This is a genomic window from Enterobacter sp. EGD-HP1 (assembly GCF_000733275.2).
GTDB lineage: Bacteria > Pseudomonadota > Gammaproteobacteria > Enterobacterales > Enterobacteriaceae > Enterobacter.
Genome location: NZ_AVOP01000012.1, coordinates 373,369 through 388,855 on the forward strand (window position 1 = coordinate 373,369; position 15,487 = coordinate 388,855).

Below are 15,487 nucleotides of genomic sequence, written 5' to 3' on the forward strand. Positions count from 1 at the left end.
CAAAAAAAGGCCCGTCGTGAGACGGGCCTTTTTCTTTTGTGCTACGGCTGCGCCGTTTCGTGCAGCAGGCGCCACACTATCCGATCGCCTTCCTGATTGAGCACCGCGGTTGACCAGCGCACGTTGACGGGCAGGTCTGGCCGGGTTTGCGTCTCCCGGTAGTGGAGCACCGCGCCACGATCCCATTGCTGGATCGTGGATAATTCGTCAACGACGATCTTCAGTCCAGGACGGCTTCCGCGCTGTTTTTCCAGAAAACTGACCAGACCGGCATAGTCGATATGAGCACCACCCGGCGGGATCATCAGAAAATCCGGATGGAAACGGGCGTGCAGGGCGTCGGAATCACCTTCACCTTTGCCTAACCACTCTTCAAGCGCAATATGGAGGTCGATAATGTCGTGTTCGAAAGGCGTCATGAATTCTCCTGTCGCAGCTGGGTGAGCACCTGCGTGTTGTTAAGACGAAAAACGTACAGTGCAGGCAGCAAGGTCATGCCTGCGGCAAAAATAAACATCCCGTGCCAGGCGGCGAGCGGTGGCAGCCAGGCCTGCGTCAGGTTTAGCGTCTGTGCCAGCAGCAGGGCACCGGCAAAAAAGCTCAGCTGACGATTAAGATTCCACAGCGCGCTGGCATCCGGCATCTCTTCCCGGCGCGTCGTGAGAAAAGCGCTGCTCTGAGCCGTACTGCTGCACAGGCTTCCCCCCGCGCCCATCAGGGTAAACGCAACGGCAGGTAGCAGCGTAGCCGAACTGACGTTAATCAAAAGCAGAATACCCGTCGCCTGCAGCAGGCAGCCGATGACGATCAGCGGTCGGGGACCGATACGGTTAAAATAGCGTCCCGTTGCCGTGATGGCGATAAACGATGCCACTGACCACGGCAGCATGAGCATCCCCGTTTCGGCCGGGCTCATGTTCGCCTCGTGCTGAAGATAAAACATGCCCGTGACGTTCACCCCAATAAATACGCCAGGAACGCATAAATAAACAAGCATCGAAAAACGCAAAAGCGGGTCCGCAAGCAGCGACAGGTTTAACAGTCTGGCCGCGTTCATCGCAGGCATTTCGTGTTTAAGCCACAGGCAGGCTAAAACAATGGTCACGATAGCGACCGGTAGCGTGGCGAAAAATATCCATCGCCAGCTTAGCGTCTGCACCAGCAGTCCCCCGATAGCCGGGGAGCATGCCGGAGCAAGCAGCGCGACCAGCATCACCGCCGAGGAGAGTCTGGCGCGCTCGTGAGGCTGAAACTGTTGCCAGGTCAGCGCCTGTCCTACGGGGATCAGTAAGCCTCCTCCCACGCCCTGGAGTACTCGCCAGGCGATCAGACCTTCAAGCGTTACAGACAGGCCCGCCGCTGCGGAGGCTGCGCTGAACAGAAAAAGCGAGAGCAGGATGACGCGCTTTGGCCCGATGCGGCGCGTCAGCACGCTGCTGAACGGGATCACCAGCGTCAGGCCGGCAATGTACCCGTTACTGACCCAGGCAAGGGCTGAAGGCGTGGTGTTAAACGCGTGGGCCATTGCCGGGAAGGCGACGCTGGCAATAAACATGTTGATCAAATCAAGAAAAAAGCCCAGCAGATAAACAACGGCAACTTTGCTGCGATACGTCATGGTGGATCCTCCGGTGAGGTGGCGTATCGTATCTATCCAGGAAGCACGGATAAACCTGACAAAGCGCGATATACTGTCAAAAAAATTTTGACAGTAAAAGGCGTGGTAATGATCAACTTACAGCGAGCGCAGATGTTTGTCGCGGTGGCCGATACCGGCAGTTTCACTGCCGCAGCCGAGGCAATGGGGCTGACAAAAGCCGTGGTCAGCTTCAATATTCGCCAGCTTGAGGATGAACTGGGCGTTACGCTGCTGCTGCGCTCCACCCGCCGCCTGACGTTAACCGAGGCGGGCGCGCTTTTCCATCAACGCAGCGTGGCGCTTCTGAAGGATGCGGAACGGCTGCAGGATGATGTCCGCGCGAATCATGCGGGGCTCACTGGTGAACTGCGGATCACGACGACGCCCGAGTATGGCTCACAGGTGGTGGTACCGTTGCTGGCCAGGTTTAGCCAGCAGCACCCGGATCTTCGCGTGCGGCATGTTTCGTCGTCCCTGCATGCCGACCTTATCTCGGAGCGCTTTGACGTGGCCATCCGACTGGGAACGCTTGCCGATTCGCGCAACCACGCCGCGCTGATTTCGCACTTCTCTATTCTCCCCGTCGCGACGCCCGGGTGGCTCGTTAACCATCCGATCGAAACGCTTGCGCAGCTGGCCCACGCGGACTGGATCATTCACGAGCGTCTGGCCTCGCCGCTGCGCTGGCAGGTGAAGGATGCCCGCGGTGCGCCCGAAACGCTGGAGATAAAAAAAGCGCCGCGCCTGTTTGCCGACAGCGCTCAGGCCCTTATGGCTTTTGCGCTCGCAGGCGGAGGCGTGGCGTTACTGCCGGAATGGCTGGCGCGCGATGCGCTTGATGCGGGAAGACTGGTCCCGGTTTTACCGGAATATACCTTTGCGCAGCAGGGCATCTATGCGGTTTATCCCGATGCCCGGCATGTGTCAGCGAAAGTGCGCACCTTTATTGATTTTATGCGCACCTGCGTGAATTAATCGTGCATCATCTTTTTGATGAGCGCCGAGAACTGCTCCCGCTCGGCCTTGTTAAGACGTCCTAAAAACGCCTCATCCACCTCGTTGCCAACCGGTTTACAGCCTGCAAGCAGGGCTTCACCTTCTGGCGTCAGGAAGACAAACCGGCGGCGCTTATCGGCAGGATCGTGCTCGCGTTTGACCAGCCCGCGCGCCTCCATGCGGCTGAGCATCTCCGCCAGGGTCGCTTTCGTGCTGACCGCCACTTCGGTCAATGCCACCTGTTCAATACCCGGATGCTCGGCAATGGAGCGCATCACCGCATACTGTGGCTTGGTCAGTTCCGGTAAGGCATGCTGCCACTGCGCAGTATGCTGTTGAAAAAGCTGACGTAACAGATGGAACGCCTCTTGTCTTAGTTCCATGAACACTCCGACGGAAAAATCTCCCTCTATGATAGCCGCTATTGCTCTCAATTTTAACGCGGCATTTTTTAGCCATTCGTGTGATCGTATGCGAACAATCTTGTCAGAAAAATAATCCTGGAGTAGTTTATTCATAATGTTCGTGTACGAACAAATGATTGAGGTGATGAATGAGATTGATAGTAGGAATGACGGGAGCAACGGGCGCGCCGCTGGGCGTGGCGTTACTGCAGGCGCTGCGGGAAATGCCGGAGGTGGAGACGCATCTGGTGATGTCGAAGTGGGCAAAAACCACCATTGAGCTGGAAACGCCTTATACCGTGCAGGACGTTGCCGCTTTGGCTGACGTTGTTCACAGTCCGGCTGACCAGGCCGCCACCATCTCCTCCGGCTCGTTTCGCACCGACGGCATGATCGTCATTCCCTGCAGCATGAAAACGCTCGCCGGGATCCGCGCAGGTTACGCCGAAGGGCTGGTGGGACGTGCGGCGGACGTGGTGCTGAAAGAGGGGCGCAAGCTGGTGTTGGTTCCCCGTGAAACGCCGCTCAGCACCATTCATCTTGAGAACATGCTCGCACTTTCCCGCATGGGCGTAGCGATGGTGCCGCCCATGCCTGCCTATTACAACCACCCGCAAACCGCCGATGACATTACCCAGCATATTGTGACCCGCGTGCTCGACCAGTTCGGTCTGGAGCATAAAAAGGCGCGCCGCTGGAACGGGCTGCGGGAGGCGAAACATTTTTCACAGGAGAATAAAGATGGCATTTGATGATTTGAGAAGCTTCCTGCAGGCGCTCGATGAGCAAGGGCAACTGCTGAAAATTGAGGAAGAGGTAAACGCCGAGCCCGATCTGGCGGCGGCAGCCAACGCGACCGGCCGCATTGGCGACGGCGCGCCCGCGCTGTGGTTCGACAATATTCGTGGCTTTACCGATGCCCGCGTGGTGATGAACACCATCGGCTCCTGGCAAAACCACGCTATTTCGATGGGGCTGCCTGCGAACACCCCGGTAAAAAAACAGATCGACGAGTTTATCCGCCGCTGGGATAAATTCCCCGTCACCCCGGAGCGCCGCGCTAACCCGGCCTGGGCGCAGAATACGGTGGACGGTGAAGACATTAACCTGTTCGATATCCTGCCGCTGTTTCGCCTGAACGACGGTGACGGCGGCTTTTATCTTGATAAAGCATGCGTTGTCTCGCGCGATCCGCTCGACCCGGACCACTTCGGCAAGCAGAATGTCGGGATCTACCGCATGGAAGTGAAGGGCAAGCGCAAGCTCGGCCTCCAGCCTGTTCCGATGCACGATATCGCCCTGCATCTGCACAAAGCGGAAGAGCGCGGTGAAGACCTGCCGATTGCGATTACCCTCGGCAACGACCCGATCATCACCCTGATGGGCGCCACGCCGCTGAAATACGATCAATCCGAGTATGAAATGGCCGGTGCGCTGCGTGAAAGCCCGTACCCGATTGCCACCGCGCCGCTGACCGGATTCGATGTACCCTGGGGGGCTGAAGTGATCCTGGAAGGGGTGATTGAAGGCCGCAAGCGTGAAATCGAGGGGCCGTTCGGCGAGTTTACCGGACACTATTCCGGCGGCCGCAACATGACGGTGGTCCGTATCGACAAAGTCTCTTACCGCACCAAGCCGATTTTCGAATCCCTCTACCTTGGCATGCCGTGGACCGAGATTGACTATTTGATGGGACCGGCCACCTGCGTACCGCTCTATCAGCAGCTGAAAGCGGAGTTCCCGGAAGTGCAGGCGGTGAACGCGATGTACACCCACGGTCTGCTGGCGATTATCTCCACCAAAAAACGCTACGGCGGTTTTGCCCGCGCGGTCGGCTTACGTGCCATGACCACGCCACACGGTCTGGGTTACGTGAAGATGGTGATCATGGTGGATGAGGATGTCGATCCGTTCAACCTCCCGCAGGTGATGTGGGCGCTGTCGTCGAAAGTGAACCCGGCGGGGGATCTGGTGCAGCTGCCGAACATGTCGGTCCTCGAGCTTGACCCTGGCTCCAGCCCGGCGGGCATTACCGACAAGCTGATTATCGATGCCACCACGCCCGTCGCGCCGGACACCCGTGGCCACTACAGCCAGCCGGTACAGGATCTCCCTGAAACCAAAGCCTGGGCTGAAAAATTGACCGCGATGCTGGCAGCACGCCAATAAGGAGGAAAAGATGATTTGTCCACGTTGTGCCGATGAGCATATTGAAGTGATGGCGACATCACCGGTGAAAGGTGTCTGGACCGTTTTCCAGTGCCAGCATTGCTTGTATACCTGGCGCGATACTGAGCCGCTGCGTCGTACCAGCCGTGAACATTACCCGGAAGCGTTTCGCATGACGCAGAAGGATATTGACGAGGCACCGCAGGTGCCGACGATCCCGCCGCTGTTGTAAAAAAAAGCCCGGAGGCGTCTTCGCCTTACCGGGCGATAATATTGTGCGGTCTTTTGCCCGGTGGCGCTGAGCTTACCTAGCCTACGGTTTTGTAGGTCGGGTAAGGCGAAGCCGCCACCCGACAAAACAGACCGCAGAAAACTAAACCAGACTCTTCAACCGATAAATCCACTCCAGCGCCTGACGCGGCGTCAGTGAATCCGGGTCGAGATTCTCCAGCGCTTCCACCGCAGGCGACGTCTCTTCCGCAGGCACCAGCAGTGACATCTGCGTGCCATCGATCTGCGTCGCCGCCGCATTCGGTGACAGGCTTTCCAGTTCACGCAGTTTCTGCCGCGCGCGCTTGATCACCTCTTTCGGTACCCCTGCCAGCGCCGCGACGGCCAGACCATAGCTCTTGCTCGCCGCGCCATCCTGCACTGTGTGCATGAAGGCAATGGTATCGCCGTGCTCCAGCGCATCCAGATGAACGTTCGCAACCCCTTCCATTTTCTCCGGCAGCTGCGTCAGTTCGAAATAATGGGTGGCAAAAAGCGTCATGGCCTTGATTTTATTCGCGAGGCTTTCCGCACAGGCCCATGCCAGCGACAGACCATCATAGGTTGAGGTTCCGCGTCCGACCTCGTCCATCAGCACCAGGCTGTGCTCCGTCGCGTTATGCAGAATGTTTGCCGTTTCGGTCATCTCGACCATGAAGGTTGAGCGACCGCTCGCCAGATCGTCCGCTGCCCCGACGCGGGTAAAGATGCGGTCGATGGGGCCAATCTCCACGTTTTGCGCCGGGACGTAGCTGCCGATATACGCGAGCAGCGCAATCAGCGCCGTCTGACGCATATAGGTACTCTTACCGCCCATGTTCGGACCGGTAATGATCAGCATTCTTCTCTGCGGTGACAGGCTCAGCGGGTTGGCGATGAACGGTTCGTTCAGCACCTGCTCTACCACCGGGTGACGGCCTTCAGTGATACGAATGCCGGGTTTGTCGATAAAGGTCGGGCAGGTGTAGTTCAGCGTTTCAGCGCGTTCTGCCAGATTCACCAGCACGTCCAGCTCCGCCAGCGCGCTGGCGCTCTGCTGCAGGTCGCCCAGGTGCGGCATCAGCATGTCAAACAGCTCGTCATACAGCTGTTTTTCCAGCGCCAGCGCCTTGCCTTTCGAGGTGAGGACTTTGTCTTCGTACTCTTTCAGTTCAGGAATGATGTAGCGTTCGGCGTTTTTCAACGTCTGGCGACGCACGTAGTGAATCGGTGCCAGGTGGCTCTGTCCGCGGCTAATCTGAATGTAGTAACCGTGTACCGCGTTATATCCCACTTTCAGGGTGTCGAGCCCAAGACGCTCGCGCTCGCGGATTTCCAGCTTATCGAGGTAGTCCGTCGCACCGTCGGCCAGCGCGCGCCATTCGTCCAGCTCCTCGTTGTAGCCTGGGGCAATCACGCCGCCATCACGCACCAGAACCGGAGGCGCATCAATAATGGCGCGCTCAAGCAGTTCGCGAAGCTCGGTAAATTCGCCCATGGTTTCGCGGAGTTTCTGTACCGGCGCGCTGTCAACGTCACTCAGCTGCGCGCGCAGTTCCGGCAGCTGCTGGAAAGCATGACGCATCCGCGCGAGGTCGCGCGGTCGTGCTGTTCGCAGTGCCAGACGCGCAAGGATTCGCTCCAGATCGCCCACCTGGCGCAGAACCGGCTGCAGCTCGGTATAGCGATCCTGCAGCGCGGCAATCGTCTGCTGTCGGCAAACCAGCGTATCAGTATCGCGGATCGGCATATGCAGCCAGCGTTTCAGCATGCGGCTGCCCATTGGCGTCACCGTACTGTCGAGGACCGACGCGAGCGTATTTTCTACGCCACCCGCCAGGTTCTGCGTGATCTCCAGATTACGGCGCGTGGCGGCATCCATGATGATGCTGTCCTGCTGGCGCTCCATGGTGATAGAGCGGATATGCGGCAGGGAGGTGCGCTGTGTATCTTTCACGTACTGCAGGAGACACCCTGCCGCACACAGCCCGCGCGGGGCATTTTCAACGCCAAAGCCAATCAGATCGCGGGTGCCAAACTGCAGATTCAGCTGCTGGCGCGCGGTATCAATTTCGAATTCCCACAGCGGACGACGGCGCAGCCCGCGACGGCCTTCAATCAGCGCCATTTCGGCGAAATCTTCGGCATACAGCAATTCTGCCGGGTTGGTGCGCTGCAGCTCGGCTGCCATCGTTTCACGGTCAGCCGGTTCACTCAGGCGAAAACGTCCGGAGCTGATATCCAGCGTCGCGTAGCCAAACCCTTTACCGTCCTGCCACAGCGCTGCCAGCAGGTTATCCTGGCGCTCCTGTAACAGGGCTTCATCACTGATGGTGCCAGGCGTGACGATGCGCACGACTTTGCGTTCCACCGGGCCTTTTGAGGTCGCCGGATCGCCGATCTGTTCGCAGATGGCAACGGACTCGCCCTGATTCACCAGCTTCGCCAGGTAGTTTTCTACCGCGTGGTGCGGGATACCTGCCATAGGAATGGGCTCGCCTGCCGATGCGCCACGTTTGGTCAGCGAGATGTCGAGCAGCTGCGATGCACGCTTAGCATCGTCATAAAACAGCTCGTAAAAATCGCCCATACGGTAAAACAGCAGGATTTCCGGATGCTGTGCTTTCAGCTTCAGATACTGCTGCATCATCGGCGTATGTGCGTCGAAATTGTCGATTGTGCTCATGGAGTTATGATGTCCATTTCTTTGAAAATAAACCGTTTTGATGGGCTTAATGGCCGTTTGTTCCTTCTATTGTCGCATGAAAAAAAGGTCCGGCGCAGAAAAATGTCGTGGCTTTACGAGGCATCTTCCGCCATTAATTCGATGACAATTTTTCCATGCTCCACGCCCACCCTGACTCGGGAATGGGTCGTAAACCCGGCCTTTTCAAGCCAGTCACCTTTTAAGCTCAGCGCCGCATGCACGCTGTAGCGCTTCGGTATCTTGGTATTGCGGTCTTCATGGCGCTTTCTAAAATATCCCACTTTCAAATGGCGATAGGGTTTACCGATCGTGAGCTCTTGCATAGGGTCTCCAGACAACACGGACAAAGGTCATTTCTGATGCCTGTATAAAATACCAGTGATTGTTAGCCGGTGCAGGGCTAAAACTGGAATCAGCCTTCAGGAAACGAAATGCAACCGCTGAAATCCAGCGTCGAAAGATGTATTATTGATGCACTTTATTATTCGGTAATCCGCTATGTCCGGTAAACGCATCTCACGAGAAAAAGAGACCATCGCGAAAATGATCGCGTTGTATGAAAAGCAGTGTCCGCAGGCATCTCAGGAGGAAGGGCACTATCAGGCGCTCAACGCGTATGCCAATAAGCGCCTGGATAAGTGCGTTTTCGGTGAGGAAAAGCCTGCCTGCAAGCAGTGCCCCGTACACTGTTACCAGCCTGCCAGACGTGAAGAGATGAAGCAGGTTATGCGCTGGGCCGGTCCGCGTATGTTATGGCGTCACCCCATCCTGACCGTTCGTCATCTGATGGATGACCGTCGTCCCGTGCCGGAACTGCCGGAGAAATACCGTCCGAAAAAAGAGGTTCCCACCAAAGGCGGTATAGAGCTACCGCCAGGCGAAACCGATTAAACCAGGCTCTCTTTATCAATCCCGAGTCGCTTCATGCGCGACAGCAGGGTGGTGCGTTTTAACCCCAGGCGCTGGGCGGCACCCTTCGGCCCGGCAACGACGCCGTTGGTCTCTTTCAGCACGCGCATAATGAGCTGATACTCATCTTCTCCCTCTTTAGCCATCTCGGTCGCGGTCACGATCACCTCAGGAAGCGTAACCTCAGGCAGAGAGAGTTGCAGCACGTTACCGCGCGTCAGCAGCACCGCGCGTTCAATGACGTTTTCCAGCTCGCGCACGTTGCCGGGCCATTCCATCGATGAAAGGGTGCGCAACGTCTCGGCGGGAATACTGTCGATGTTGCGCCCCATCCGGCGCGCGATCTTCGCGGTAAAGGCTTTGACCAGCAGGGGGATATCTTCCGGGCGTTCGCGCAGCGGCGGCAGGAAGATCGGAAAGACGTTCAGGCGATAGTAAAGGTCGCTGCGAAACTCGCGGTCGGCGACCATTTTTTTCAGGTCGCGGTTGGTCGCGGCAATCAGCCGCACGTCGGTCTGGATAAGCTTGTTGCTGCCCAGGCGCTCAAACTCCTGCTCCTGCAGGACGCGCAGCAGTTTCGGCTGTAGCTCCAGCGGCATATCGCCCACTTCGTCGAGGAACAGCGAGCTTTTGTCCGCCAGCTCAAAACGGCCCAGCCGCTGGCTGCTGGCCCCGGTGAATGCGCCGCGCTCGTGGCCGAACAGATCGCTTTCCAGCAGTCCCGCAGGCATCGCGGCGCAGTTCATCTTCACCATCCGTCGGCTGTTGCGGTTGCTCAGGTTGTGGATTGCGCGGGCGATCAGCTCTTTGCCCGTGCCGGTTTCGCCCAGAATCAGCACCGTGCTGTCGCTTTGCGCCACCATCTCAACCTGCTTAAGCACGCTGTACATGGCGTCGCTGCGCCCGATGATTTCACCAAACTCGCTGTCCACGTTGTTGAGCTGTTCGGTCAGGGCCAGGTTCTCATCCACCAGCCGCTCTTTCAGACGATGAATTTCCTGATAGGCGAGGGCGTTATCCAGGGCAATAGAGATACGCTCGGCAATCTGGCGCAACAGCTTCAGGTTGGCGGTGGTGAACACGCCCTCCTCGCACTGCGCAAGCTTCAGCACGCCCAGCATGGTGTTGCCGGACATCAGCGGCAGCAGGCACAGGGTCTGAATTTTATTGCCCCAGGTGTTAAACAGCATCCGCTCATACGGTGCGACCGGGTCCTGCTCGTTCAGGTTGAGCAGCAGGATCTCTTTGCTTTTGAAGACCCGCTCAGAAAGGGTGCCCGCTTCATCCACTTCACTCTGCTCATGGGCCGGGTTGGCCTCATCAAGATAGTGGGTGGAGTAGATATTCAGCTTGCCCTTGCGATGGCCGCGCAGCGCAATGCTGATGGCGTCGATTTTGAAATAGTGGTGGATCTCTTTCGAGACTTCGCTGACCAGCTCGTCCATGTCCAGGCGGGAGAGCACGGCGTTGGTGATGGCGACCAGAATGCGGAAGTTGTCGCGCTCGCGGCTCAGCAGGTCGTAATCGACGTTATTGGTGACACGGCTTTGGATCTGCTCCGCGACGACGGCCACAATCTGGGTAAAGGTGTGCAGGCGCTCGTATTCCGCCTCGCGCCAGGGCTGGTCGTTCGTGCGGATAAACTCGCAGCCGCCAAAAATCTGGCCCTCTGCCGCCAGCGGCAGCATGCAGTAATGACCGAAAGGCTGATAGAGGTCACTCTCCGCCAGCTTCGGCCACGCCTGGCGAAACTCCGCAAAGCTGCAGTGCAGCACTTCAGGCCGGGAGAGTATGCGGCGCACCGGACCATGCGCCAGATACGTTTCGTCTTCGTATTCAAACGTTTTGCCATTATCACGCGTCGAGTAGTAGCTCGCGCGCTGCGTTCCGCTATGCCAGAGCACAATCGCGGCGCTGTCCGCCAGCGCCGATTGCCTGACCAGCCGCGTCAGGGCATCGCTCAGCGCGCCGAGGTCGGGCTGCTGTAAAAGTGTGCGCGTGATGTCAAACAGGCCCTGCTGTCCAAGATCGCTCATCGGTGTATACGGCATAGTGCTTTCCAGTAGAAACGAGCAAAAAATCCATGCTGGCCGCTTGTGGCGCGGCCTAGCAAATACGGGGTAAGGGTTCCGCGTGCGGCAGATCCAGCGTGCGCTTCACGCCATACAGCCCGGTCAGGCGCACCCCTTTGCGCTCAACCACTTCACCAATCATTGCAGCCTCTTTTCCTGACGGATGAGCCCGCAGCTGTTCAAGAACGGCTTCCGCGGCCGCGCGTTCAACGCCAATCACCAGCTTGCCTTCGTTGGCGAAGTTGAGCGGGTCAAGGCCCAGCAGTTCGCAAAGCCCGCGAACGGCGGGCTTAACGGGCAGGCTGCGCTCGGTGAGTTCAATCCCGTACCCGCAGCTTGCTGCAAATTCATGAACCACGGCGTTCACGCCGCCTCGCGTGGCGTCCCGCAGAGCTTTGACGCCGGGAATACCCCGCAGCCTCTGAATCAGCGGGGTGAGCACCGCGCAGTCGCTGCGCAGTTCGCCGTCCAGCCCCAGGCCTTCGCGCAGGTTAAGGATGGTCGCCCCGTGGCAGCCCAGCGTTCCGGTCACGATCAGTACGTCGCCCACGCTAAGCTGCTGCGCGCCCCAGTGAATATCGGCGGGGATCGCCCCCATGCCGGCGGTGTTGATAAACAGCTTGTCGGCCGCGCCGCGCTGCACCACTTTGGTGTCGCCGGTGACGATCGCTATCCCCGCCTCGCGCGCGGTCTGCGCCATGCTGTTGACCACTGCCGTGAGCGTCTCCATTGGTAATCCCTCTTCGAGGATAAACCCGCAGGAGAGGTAGCGCGGAATAGCGCCGCTGACCGCCACGTCGTTGGCCGTGCCGCAGACGGCGAGCTTGCCGATATCGCCGCCGGGGAAGAACAGCGGATCGATCACGTAGCTGTCGGTGGAGAAGGCCAGCCTGTCGCCCTGGGCGGTGAGGGTCGCGAGGTCAATGCGCGCCTGGTCTTCCTGTTCGGCGAGCCAGGGGTTGTTGAAGGCTTCCATAAACAGCCGGTTAATCAGCTGCTGCATCGCCTGTCCGCCGCTGCCGTGCGCCATTTCAACCGTATTCATGCGTCACTCTCCTGGTTGCGATACTGATACCACGCGGCACACGCCCCTTCGGAGGAGACCATCAGCGCGCCAAACGCCGTTTGCGGGTTACAGGTATTGCCAAATAACGGACACTGATGCGGTTTGCATTTGCCGGTGAGCACCTCGCCACAGCGTGCCCGGGGATCGTCGCAAACCTGCTGCGGCTGCGGGCGGAAATGCGCTTCTGCGTCGAACGCGCGATAGGCTGGCGCCAGGCGCACGCCGGATTCAGCAATCAGCCCCAGGCCGCGCCATTCGCTGTCGCCCTCAACGCTAAACACGTCGGCTATCGCCTGCTGCGCTCGTTCATTTCCCGCATCCGGCACCACGCGGCGGTACTGATTTTCCACGGTACTCAGGGCCGCTATTTTCTGCTCAACCAGCATGGTGACACCTTGCAGTAGATCAAGTGGTTCGAAACCAGCCACCACTAACGGACGATTGTACTGTTCAGCGATAAAACCGTAGGCGTCTGTGCCAATCACCATGCTGACGTGGCCCGGTGCCAGAAAGGCGTCAATGCCGTTGCCTGGCTCTTCCAGCAGGCTGCGCAGGGTGGGGATGAGCGTAATGTGCTGGCAGAAGAAGAAAAAATTCTCGACGCCGCGCGCTTTCGCCTGCTGCAGCGTGATGGCGGTGGCGGGCATGGTGGTTTCAAACCCCAGGCCAAAAAACACCACCTTGCGCGCGGGGTTATCCGCTGCCAGCGTCAGGGCATCCATCGGCGAATAGACGATCCGGACGTCTGCGCCGCGCGCTTTCGCCTGCAGCAGCGAACCATTTTTCCCCGGCACGCGCATCGCGTCGCCAAAGGTGCAGAAAATGACGTCGGGCTGGCTGGCAATCTCAATACAGCTGTCGATGCGCCCCATCGGCAGAACGCAGACCGGGCAGCCGGGGCCGTGGATAAACTCGATGTTCTCCGGGAGCAGCTGGTCGAGGCCAAATTTGAAGATGGCGTGCGTGTGCCCGCCGCACACCTCCATGATCCGCAGCGGTCTTTCTGTCGTGTAGTCCAGCAGGGCCGCGCGCGTTCTCAGGTGTCCGATAAGCTGCAGCACCTGCTCCGGGGCGCGGTATTCATCAACGTAACGCATGATTACCGCTCCTCGCCGTACAGCAGCGCGCCCACGTCAGGCTCCACGTCGAACATGTTTTGCAACGCATCCAGCGTGTCGCGGGCTTCCGCTTCGTTAATCACGCTCATGGCGAACCCCACGTGGACCAGCACCCACTGGCCGAGACGCGAGGCGCCCGTTTCATCGCTGCTGCCCACCAGCGTCAGGTCCACGTCGCGCAGGATGCCGCAGACCTCCACTTTGGCCTGATTACCGTCGATGGCGTGAATTTGTCCAGGTACGCCTATGCACATCGTTCGTTCTCCAGCCACTCTAGCCAGCCGTCCATGCCGTCGCCGCGCGTGGCGGAGACCAGCAGGATCTCAATCTCCGGGTTCACTTCACGGGCATATGCCAGGCACTTATCCACGTCGAAGTTCAGGTATGGCAGCAGGTCGACTTTGTTCAGCAGCATGAGGGAGGCGGCGGCAAACATATGCGGATACTTCAGCGGCTTGTCTTCGCCTTCGGTCACCGAAAGCACCGCGACTTTATGCCGTTCACCCAGGTCAAAGCTTGCCGGGCAGACCAGGTTGCCGACGTTTTCAATAAACAGAATGCCGTTATCCGCCAGCGGCAGGCGCGGGGCGGCGTCGGCAATCATCTGCGCATCCAGGTGGCAGCCTTTGCCGGTATTAACCTGAATCGCCGGGGTGCCGGTTTCGCGAATGCGCGCCGCGTCGTTAACGGTCTGCTGGTCGCCTTCTATCACCGCGCAGGGGACGCGCCCGTTCAGGCGCTTGAGCGTTTCGGTCAGCAGCGTGGTTTTGCCGGAGCCGGGGCTGGAGACCAGGTTCAGCACCAGCTGTTTGCGGGCGGCAAAGCGGGCGCGGTTGCGGGCGGCGAGCTGGTTATTTTTGTCCAGCACGTTGATTTCCACCTCCAGCATCTGGCGCTGGCTGATGCCCGGCGCGTGGGTCCCCGCTTCGCCGTGGCCGTAGTGCAGGTCGCCAGCGTCGGAGCGCTGCGGGGCGAAGGTAATGCCGGTCAGCGCCGCCACAGGACGCGGGACAGGGGAAAAGGGCGCGGAGCGAAACGCGGAATGGGGACGGTGTTCATCCCCTTCTATATACAGGTTGCCTTCGGCGCAACCGCAGGTGCTACACATACTTTACTCCTTCTCGATTTCGAGGCGTTGGATCTGCATGCCGTCGTCCGCCACGATGCGAAGACCGGTGCTCTGGCACTGCGGACAGCGCTGAACCTTCGATGACAGCAGGGTGACGTACTGCTGACACTGCCCGCACCAGCACTCCGCCTGCTGCTCTTCGATATGGAGTTCGCAGCCTTCCGCCAGCGTGCCGCGACACACCAGCTCAAAACAGAAATGCAGGGCGCTGGTCTCGACGCAGGAAAACGCCCCGACCTTCAGCCAGACGCCGGTGACGCGCTTCGCGTGGTTTTGCACTGCCTGCTGTTCGATAAGCTCCAGAGCCCGCTGGCAGAGGGTGATTTCGTGCATGACGCCTCCTCAATGAATTGCGCCATTGAATGCAATAACGGTGCCAGCTTGATTTTTGTTAGGGCGTGACGATGTCAACGCTGTCGAAATGACACGTCGACACCGCGGCGTTGACAGCAGCTTTGCGATTAAATCTATTTAAAATCATAAAGATAAAAACTGGCATGGAATCTGCTTAACAGCCGCTATCTCCATTACACGGATACCTTCTATGACTATTTGGGAAATCAGCGAAAAAGCGGATTACATCGCGCAGCGTCATCAGCAGCTGCAGGACCAGTGGCACCTCTACTGCAACTCTCTGGTTCAGGGCATCACACTCTCGAAAGCGCGTCTTCACCACGCGATGAGCTGCGCGGCGCAGGGCGACATGCGCTTCGTTCTGTTCGGCCATTTCACGATCAACGTTACCCTGGCGGATAACTTCAACAGCCACACCATTGAGTACCACCTCGAGACAAAAGACGGGGAAAAACAGTGTATTGCGAAGGCGCAGCTGATGGCCGACGGCATGGTGGACGGCCACGTCAGCAATCGCGATCGCCAGCAGGTGCTGGAGCACTATCTGGAAAAAATCGCGCCGGTCTATAACGGCCTGTACGCCGCCGTTGAGAACGATCTCCCGGTCAACCTGAAGCAGCTGATGGATGGAAACGCCTCAGCGAACGTGGCCTGACCGATGCGTGTCGAGAAGTG

At 58.7% G+C, this 15,487-nt stretch carries 17 protein-coding genes; 6 read left to right on the top strand and 11 right to left on the bottom strand.

The genetic code is table 11. The features are described from left to right. Positions 1 to 41: 41 nt before the first annotated feature. Together N037_RS10850 and N037_RS10855 are read right to left on the bottom strand one after the other, a co-directional pair. Positions 42 to 419: a DUF4440 domain-containing protein gene (locus N037_RS10850; protein ID WP_032640798.1), complete on the bottom strand. Its 378-nt coding sequence runs from the start codon at positions 417 to 419 to the stop codon at positions 42 to 44. Next, positions 416 to 1,618 (bottom strand): MFS transporter, encoded by a 1,203-nt coding sequence (locus N037_RS10855; RefSeq protein WP_032640800.1) that lies wholly within the window; start codon positions 1,616 to 1,618, stop codon positions 416 to 418. The genes N037_RS10850 and N037_RS10855 overlap by 4 nt, the downstream gene beginning before the upstream one ends. 108 nt (positions 1,619 to 1,726) lie before the next feature. Between N037_RS10855 and N037_RS10860 the strand changes: the two genes are divergently transcribed. Further along, positions 1,727 to 2,614 (top strand): LysR family transcriptional regulator, encoded by an 888-nt coding sequence (locus tag N037_RS10860; protein ID WP_032640802.1) that lies wholly within the window; start codon positions 1,727 to 1,729, stop codon positions 2,612 to 2,614. Here N037_RS10860 and N037_RS10865 read toward each other — a convergent pair. After that, on the bottom strand, positions 2,611 to 3,018 hold the full coding sequence (locus tag N037_RS10865) for a MarR family winged helix-turn-helix transcriptional regulator (protein WP_023308984.1): 408 nt from the start codon (positions 3,016 to 3,018) through the stop codon (positions 2,611 to 2,613). The genes N037_RS10860 and N037_RS10865 overlap by 4 nt on opposite strands. A 170-nt stretch (positions 3,019 to 3,188) precedes the next feature. Between N037_RS10865 and N037_RS10870 the strand changes: the two genes are divergently transcribed. Genes N037_RS10870 through N037_RS10880 form a run of 3 tightly spaced genes read left to right on the top strand, consistent with a single transcriptional unit; the run spans position 3,189 to position 5,440 of the window. Then, on the top strand, positions 3,189 to 3,791 hold the full coding sequence (locus tag N037_RS10870) for a non-oxidative hydroxyarylic acid decarboxylases subunit B (RefSeq protein WP_032640804.1): 603 nt from the start codon (positions 3,189 to 3,191) through the stop codon (positions 3,789 to 3,791). Next, positions 3,781 to 5,208 carry a non-oxidative hydroxyarylic acid decarboxylases subunit C gene (locus N037_RS10875; protein WP_032640806.1) on the top strand — a complete coding sequence of 476 codons (1,428 nt, stop codon included), beginning with the start codon at positions 3,781 to 3,783 and terminating at the stop codon, positions 5,206 to 5,208. Before N037_RS10870 ends, N037_RS10875 begins: the two co-directional genes overlap by 11 nt. 10 nt (positions 5,209 to 5,218) lie before the next feature. Beyond that, positions 5,219 to 5,440 carry a non-oxidative hydroxyarylic acid decarboxylases subunit D gene (locus N037_RS10880; RefSeq protein WP_023333219.1) on the top strand — a complete coding sequence of 74 codons (222 nt, stop codon included), beginning with the start codon at positions 5,219 to 5,221 and terminating at the stop codon, positions 5,438 to 5,440. Positions 5,441 to 5,581: 141 nt separating this feature from the next. Here the strand turns inward: N037_RS10880 and mutS are convergent, their stop codons facing one another. Then, positions 5,582 to 8,143 (bottom strand): DNA mismatch repair protein MutS, encoded by a 2,562-nt coding sequence (mutS, locus tag N037_RS10885; RefSeq protein ID WP_032640808.1) that lies wholly within the window; start codon positions 8,141 to 8,143, stop codon positions 5,582 to 5,584. Positions 8,144 to 8,256: 113 nt separating this feature from the next. Next, on the bottom strand, positions 8,257 to 8,487 hold the full coding sequence (locus N037_RS10890) for a SymE family type I addiction module toxin (protein ID WP_023333217.1): 231 nt from the start codon (positions 8,485 to 8,487) through the stop codon (positions 8,257 to 8,259). A gap of 175 nt (positions 8,488 to 8,662) precedes the next feature. Between N037_RS10890 and N037_RS10895 the strand changes: the two genes are divergently transcribed. Then, entirely contained in the window at positions 8,663 to 9,055 is a 393-nt protein-coding gene (locus N037_RS10895; protein WP_050511238.1) for a nitrous oxide-stimulated promoter family protein, read from the top strand. Here the strand turns inward: N037_RS10895 and flhA are convergent. Genes flhA through hypA form a run of 6 tightly spaced genes read right to left on the bottom strand, consistent with a single transcriptional unit; the run spans position 9,052 to position 14,791 of the window. Beyond that, positions 9,052 to 11,124, bottom strand: a complete 2,073-nt coding sequence (flhA, locus tag N037_RS10900; protein ID WP_032640812.1) for a formate hydrogenlyase transcriptional activator FlhA — start codon at positions 11,122 to 11,124, stop codon at positions 9,052 to 9,054. The two genes, N037_RS10895 and flhA, sit on opposite strands and share 4 nt — an antisense overlap. A gap of 55 nt (positions 11,125 to 11,179) precedes the next feature. After that, positions 11,180 to 12,190, bottom strand: coding sequence for a hydrogenase expression/formation protein HypE (hypE, locus tag N037_RS10905; protein ID WP_032640814.1), 1,011 nt, complete (start codon positions 12,188 to 12,190; stop codon positions 11,180 to 11,182). Further along, a complete protein-coding gene (gene hypD / locus N037_RS10910) occupies positions 12,187 to 13,308 on the bottom strand; it encodes a hydrogenase formation protein HypD (RefSeq protein WP_032640817.1) in 1,122 nt (373 codons plus the stop codon). Before hypD ends, hypE begins: the two co-directional genes overlap by 4 nt. A 2-nt stretch (positions 13,309 to 13,310) precedes the next feature. Next, a complete protein-coding gene (locus tag N037_RS10915) occupies positions 13,311 to 13,583 on the bottom strand; it encodes a HypC/HybG/HupF family hydrogenase formation chaperone (RefSeq protein ID WP_023333212.1) in 273 nt (90 codons plus the stop codon). Beyond that, the gene (hypB, locus tag N037_RS10920; protein ID WP_032640819.1) at positions 13,574 to 14,437 is read right to left on the bottom strand and encodes a hydrogenase nickel incorporation protein HypB; all 864 of its coding nucleotides are present in this window, start codon (positions 14,435 to 14,437) and stop codon (positions 13,574 to 13,576) included. The genes N037_RS10915 and hypB overlap by 10 nt, the downstream gene beginning before the upstream one ends. Positions 14,438 to 14,440: 3 nt before the next feature. After that, positions 14,441 to 14,791, bottom strand: a complete 351-nt coding sequence (hypA, locus tag N037_RS10925; RefSeq protein ID WP_032640821.1) for a hydrogenase maturation nickel metallochaperone HypA — start codon at positions 14,789 to 14,791, stop codon at positions 14,441 to 14,443. Positions 14,792 to 15,002: 211 nt separating this feature from the next. Here hypA and hycA point away from each other — a divergent pair, with 211 nt between their 5' ends. After that, positions 15,003 to 15,467, top strand: a complete 465-nt coding sequence (gene hycA / locus N037_RS10930) for a formate hydrogenlyase regulator HycA (protein WP_032640823.1) — start codon at positions 15,003 to 15,005, stop codon at positions 15,465 to 15,467. The last annotated feature ends 20 nt before the right edge of the window (positions 15,468 to 15,487 follow it).

Coding starts and splice junctions, on each gene's coding strand:
- hypB (WP_032640819.1), bottom strand. CDS start 14,437: ATGTGTAGCACCTGCGGTTGCGCCGAAGGCAACCTGTATATAGAAGGG.
- N037_RS10880 (WP_023333219.1), top strand. CDS start 5,219: ATGATTTGTCCACGTTGTGCCGATGAGCATATTGAAGTGATGGCGACA.
- hypD (WP_032640817.1), bottom strand. CDS start 13,308: ATGCGTTACGTTGATGAATACCGCGCCCCGGAGCAGGTGCTGCAGCTT.
- N037_RS10855 (WP_032640800.1), bottom strand. CDS start 1,618: ATGACGTATCGCAGCAAAGTTGCCGTTGTTTATCTGCTGGGCTTTTTT.
- N037_RS10865 (WP_023308984.1), bottom strand. CDS start 3,018: ATGGAACTAAGACAAGAGGCGTTCCATCTGTTACGTCAGCTTTTTCAA.
- flhA (WP_032640812.1), bottom strand. CDS start 11,124: ATGCCGTATACACCGATGAGCGATCTTGGACAGCAGGGCCTGTTTGAC.
- N037_RS10870 (WP_032640804.1), top strand. CDS start 3,189: ATGAGATTGATAGTAGGAATGACGGGAGCAACGGGCGCGCCGCTGGGC.
- hypA (WP_032640821.1), bottom strand. CDS start 14,791: ATGCACGAAATCACCCTCTGCCAGCGGGCTCTGGAGCTTATCGAACAG.
- N037_RS10915 (WP_023333212.1), bottom strand. CDS start 13,583: ATGTGCATAGGCGTACCTGGACAAATTCACGCCATCGACGGTAATCAG.
- hypE (WP_032640814.1), bottom strand. CDS start 12,190: ATGAATACGGTTGAAATGGCGCACGGCAGCGGCGGACAGGCGATGCAG.
- mutS (WP_032640808.1), bottom strand. CDS start 8,143: ATGAGCACAATCGACAATTTCGACGCACATACGCCGATGATGCAGCAG.
- N037_RS10875 (WP_032640806.1), top strand. CDS start 3,781: ATGGCATTTGATGATTTGAGAAGCTTCCTGCAGGCGCTCGATGAGCAA.
- N037_RS10890 (WP_023333217.1), bottom strand. CDS start 8,487: ATGCAAGAGCTCACGATCGGTAAACCCTATCGCCATTTGAAAGTGGGA.
- hycA (WP_032640823.1), top strand. CDS start 15,003: ATGACTATTTGGGAAATCAGCGAAAAAGCGGATTACATCGCGCAGCGT.
- N037_RS10850 (WP_032640798.1), bottom strand. CDS start 419: ATGACGCCTTTCGAACACGACATTATCGACCTCCATATTGCGCTTGAA.
- N037_RS10860 (WP_032640802.1), top strand. CDS start 1,727: ATGATCAACTTACAGCGAGCGCAGATGTTTGTCGCGGTGGCCGATACC.
- N037_RS10895 (WP_050511238.1), top strand. CDS start 8,663: ATGTCCGGTAAACGCATCTCACGAGAAAAAGAGACCATCGCGAAAATG.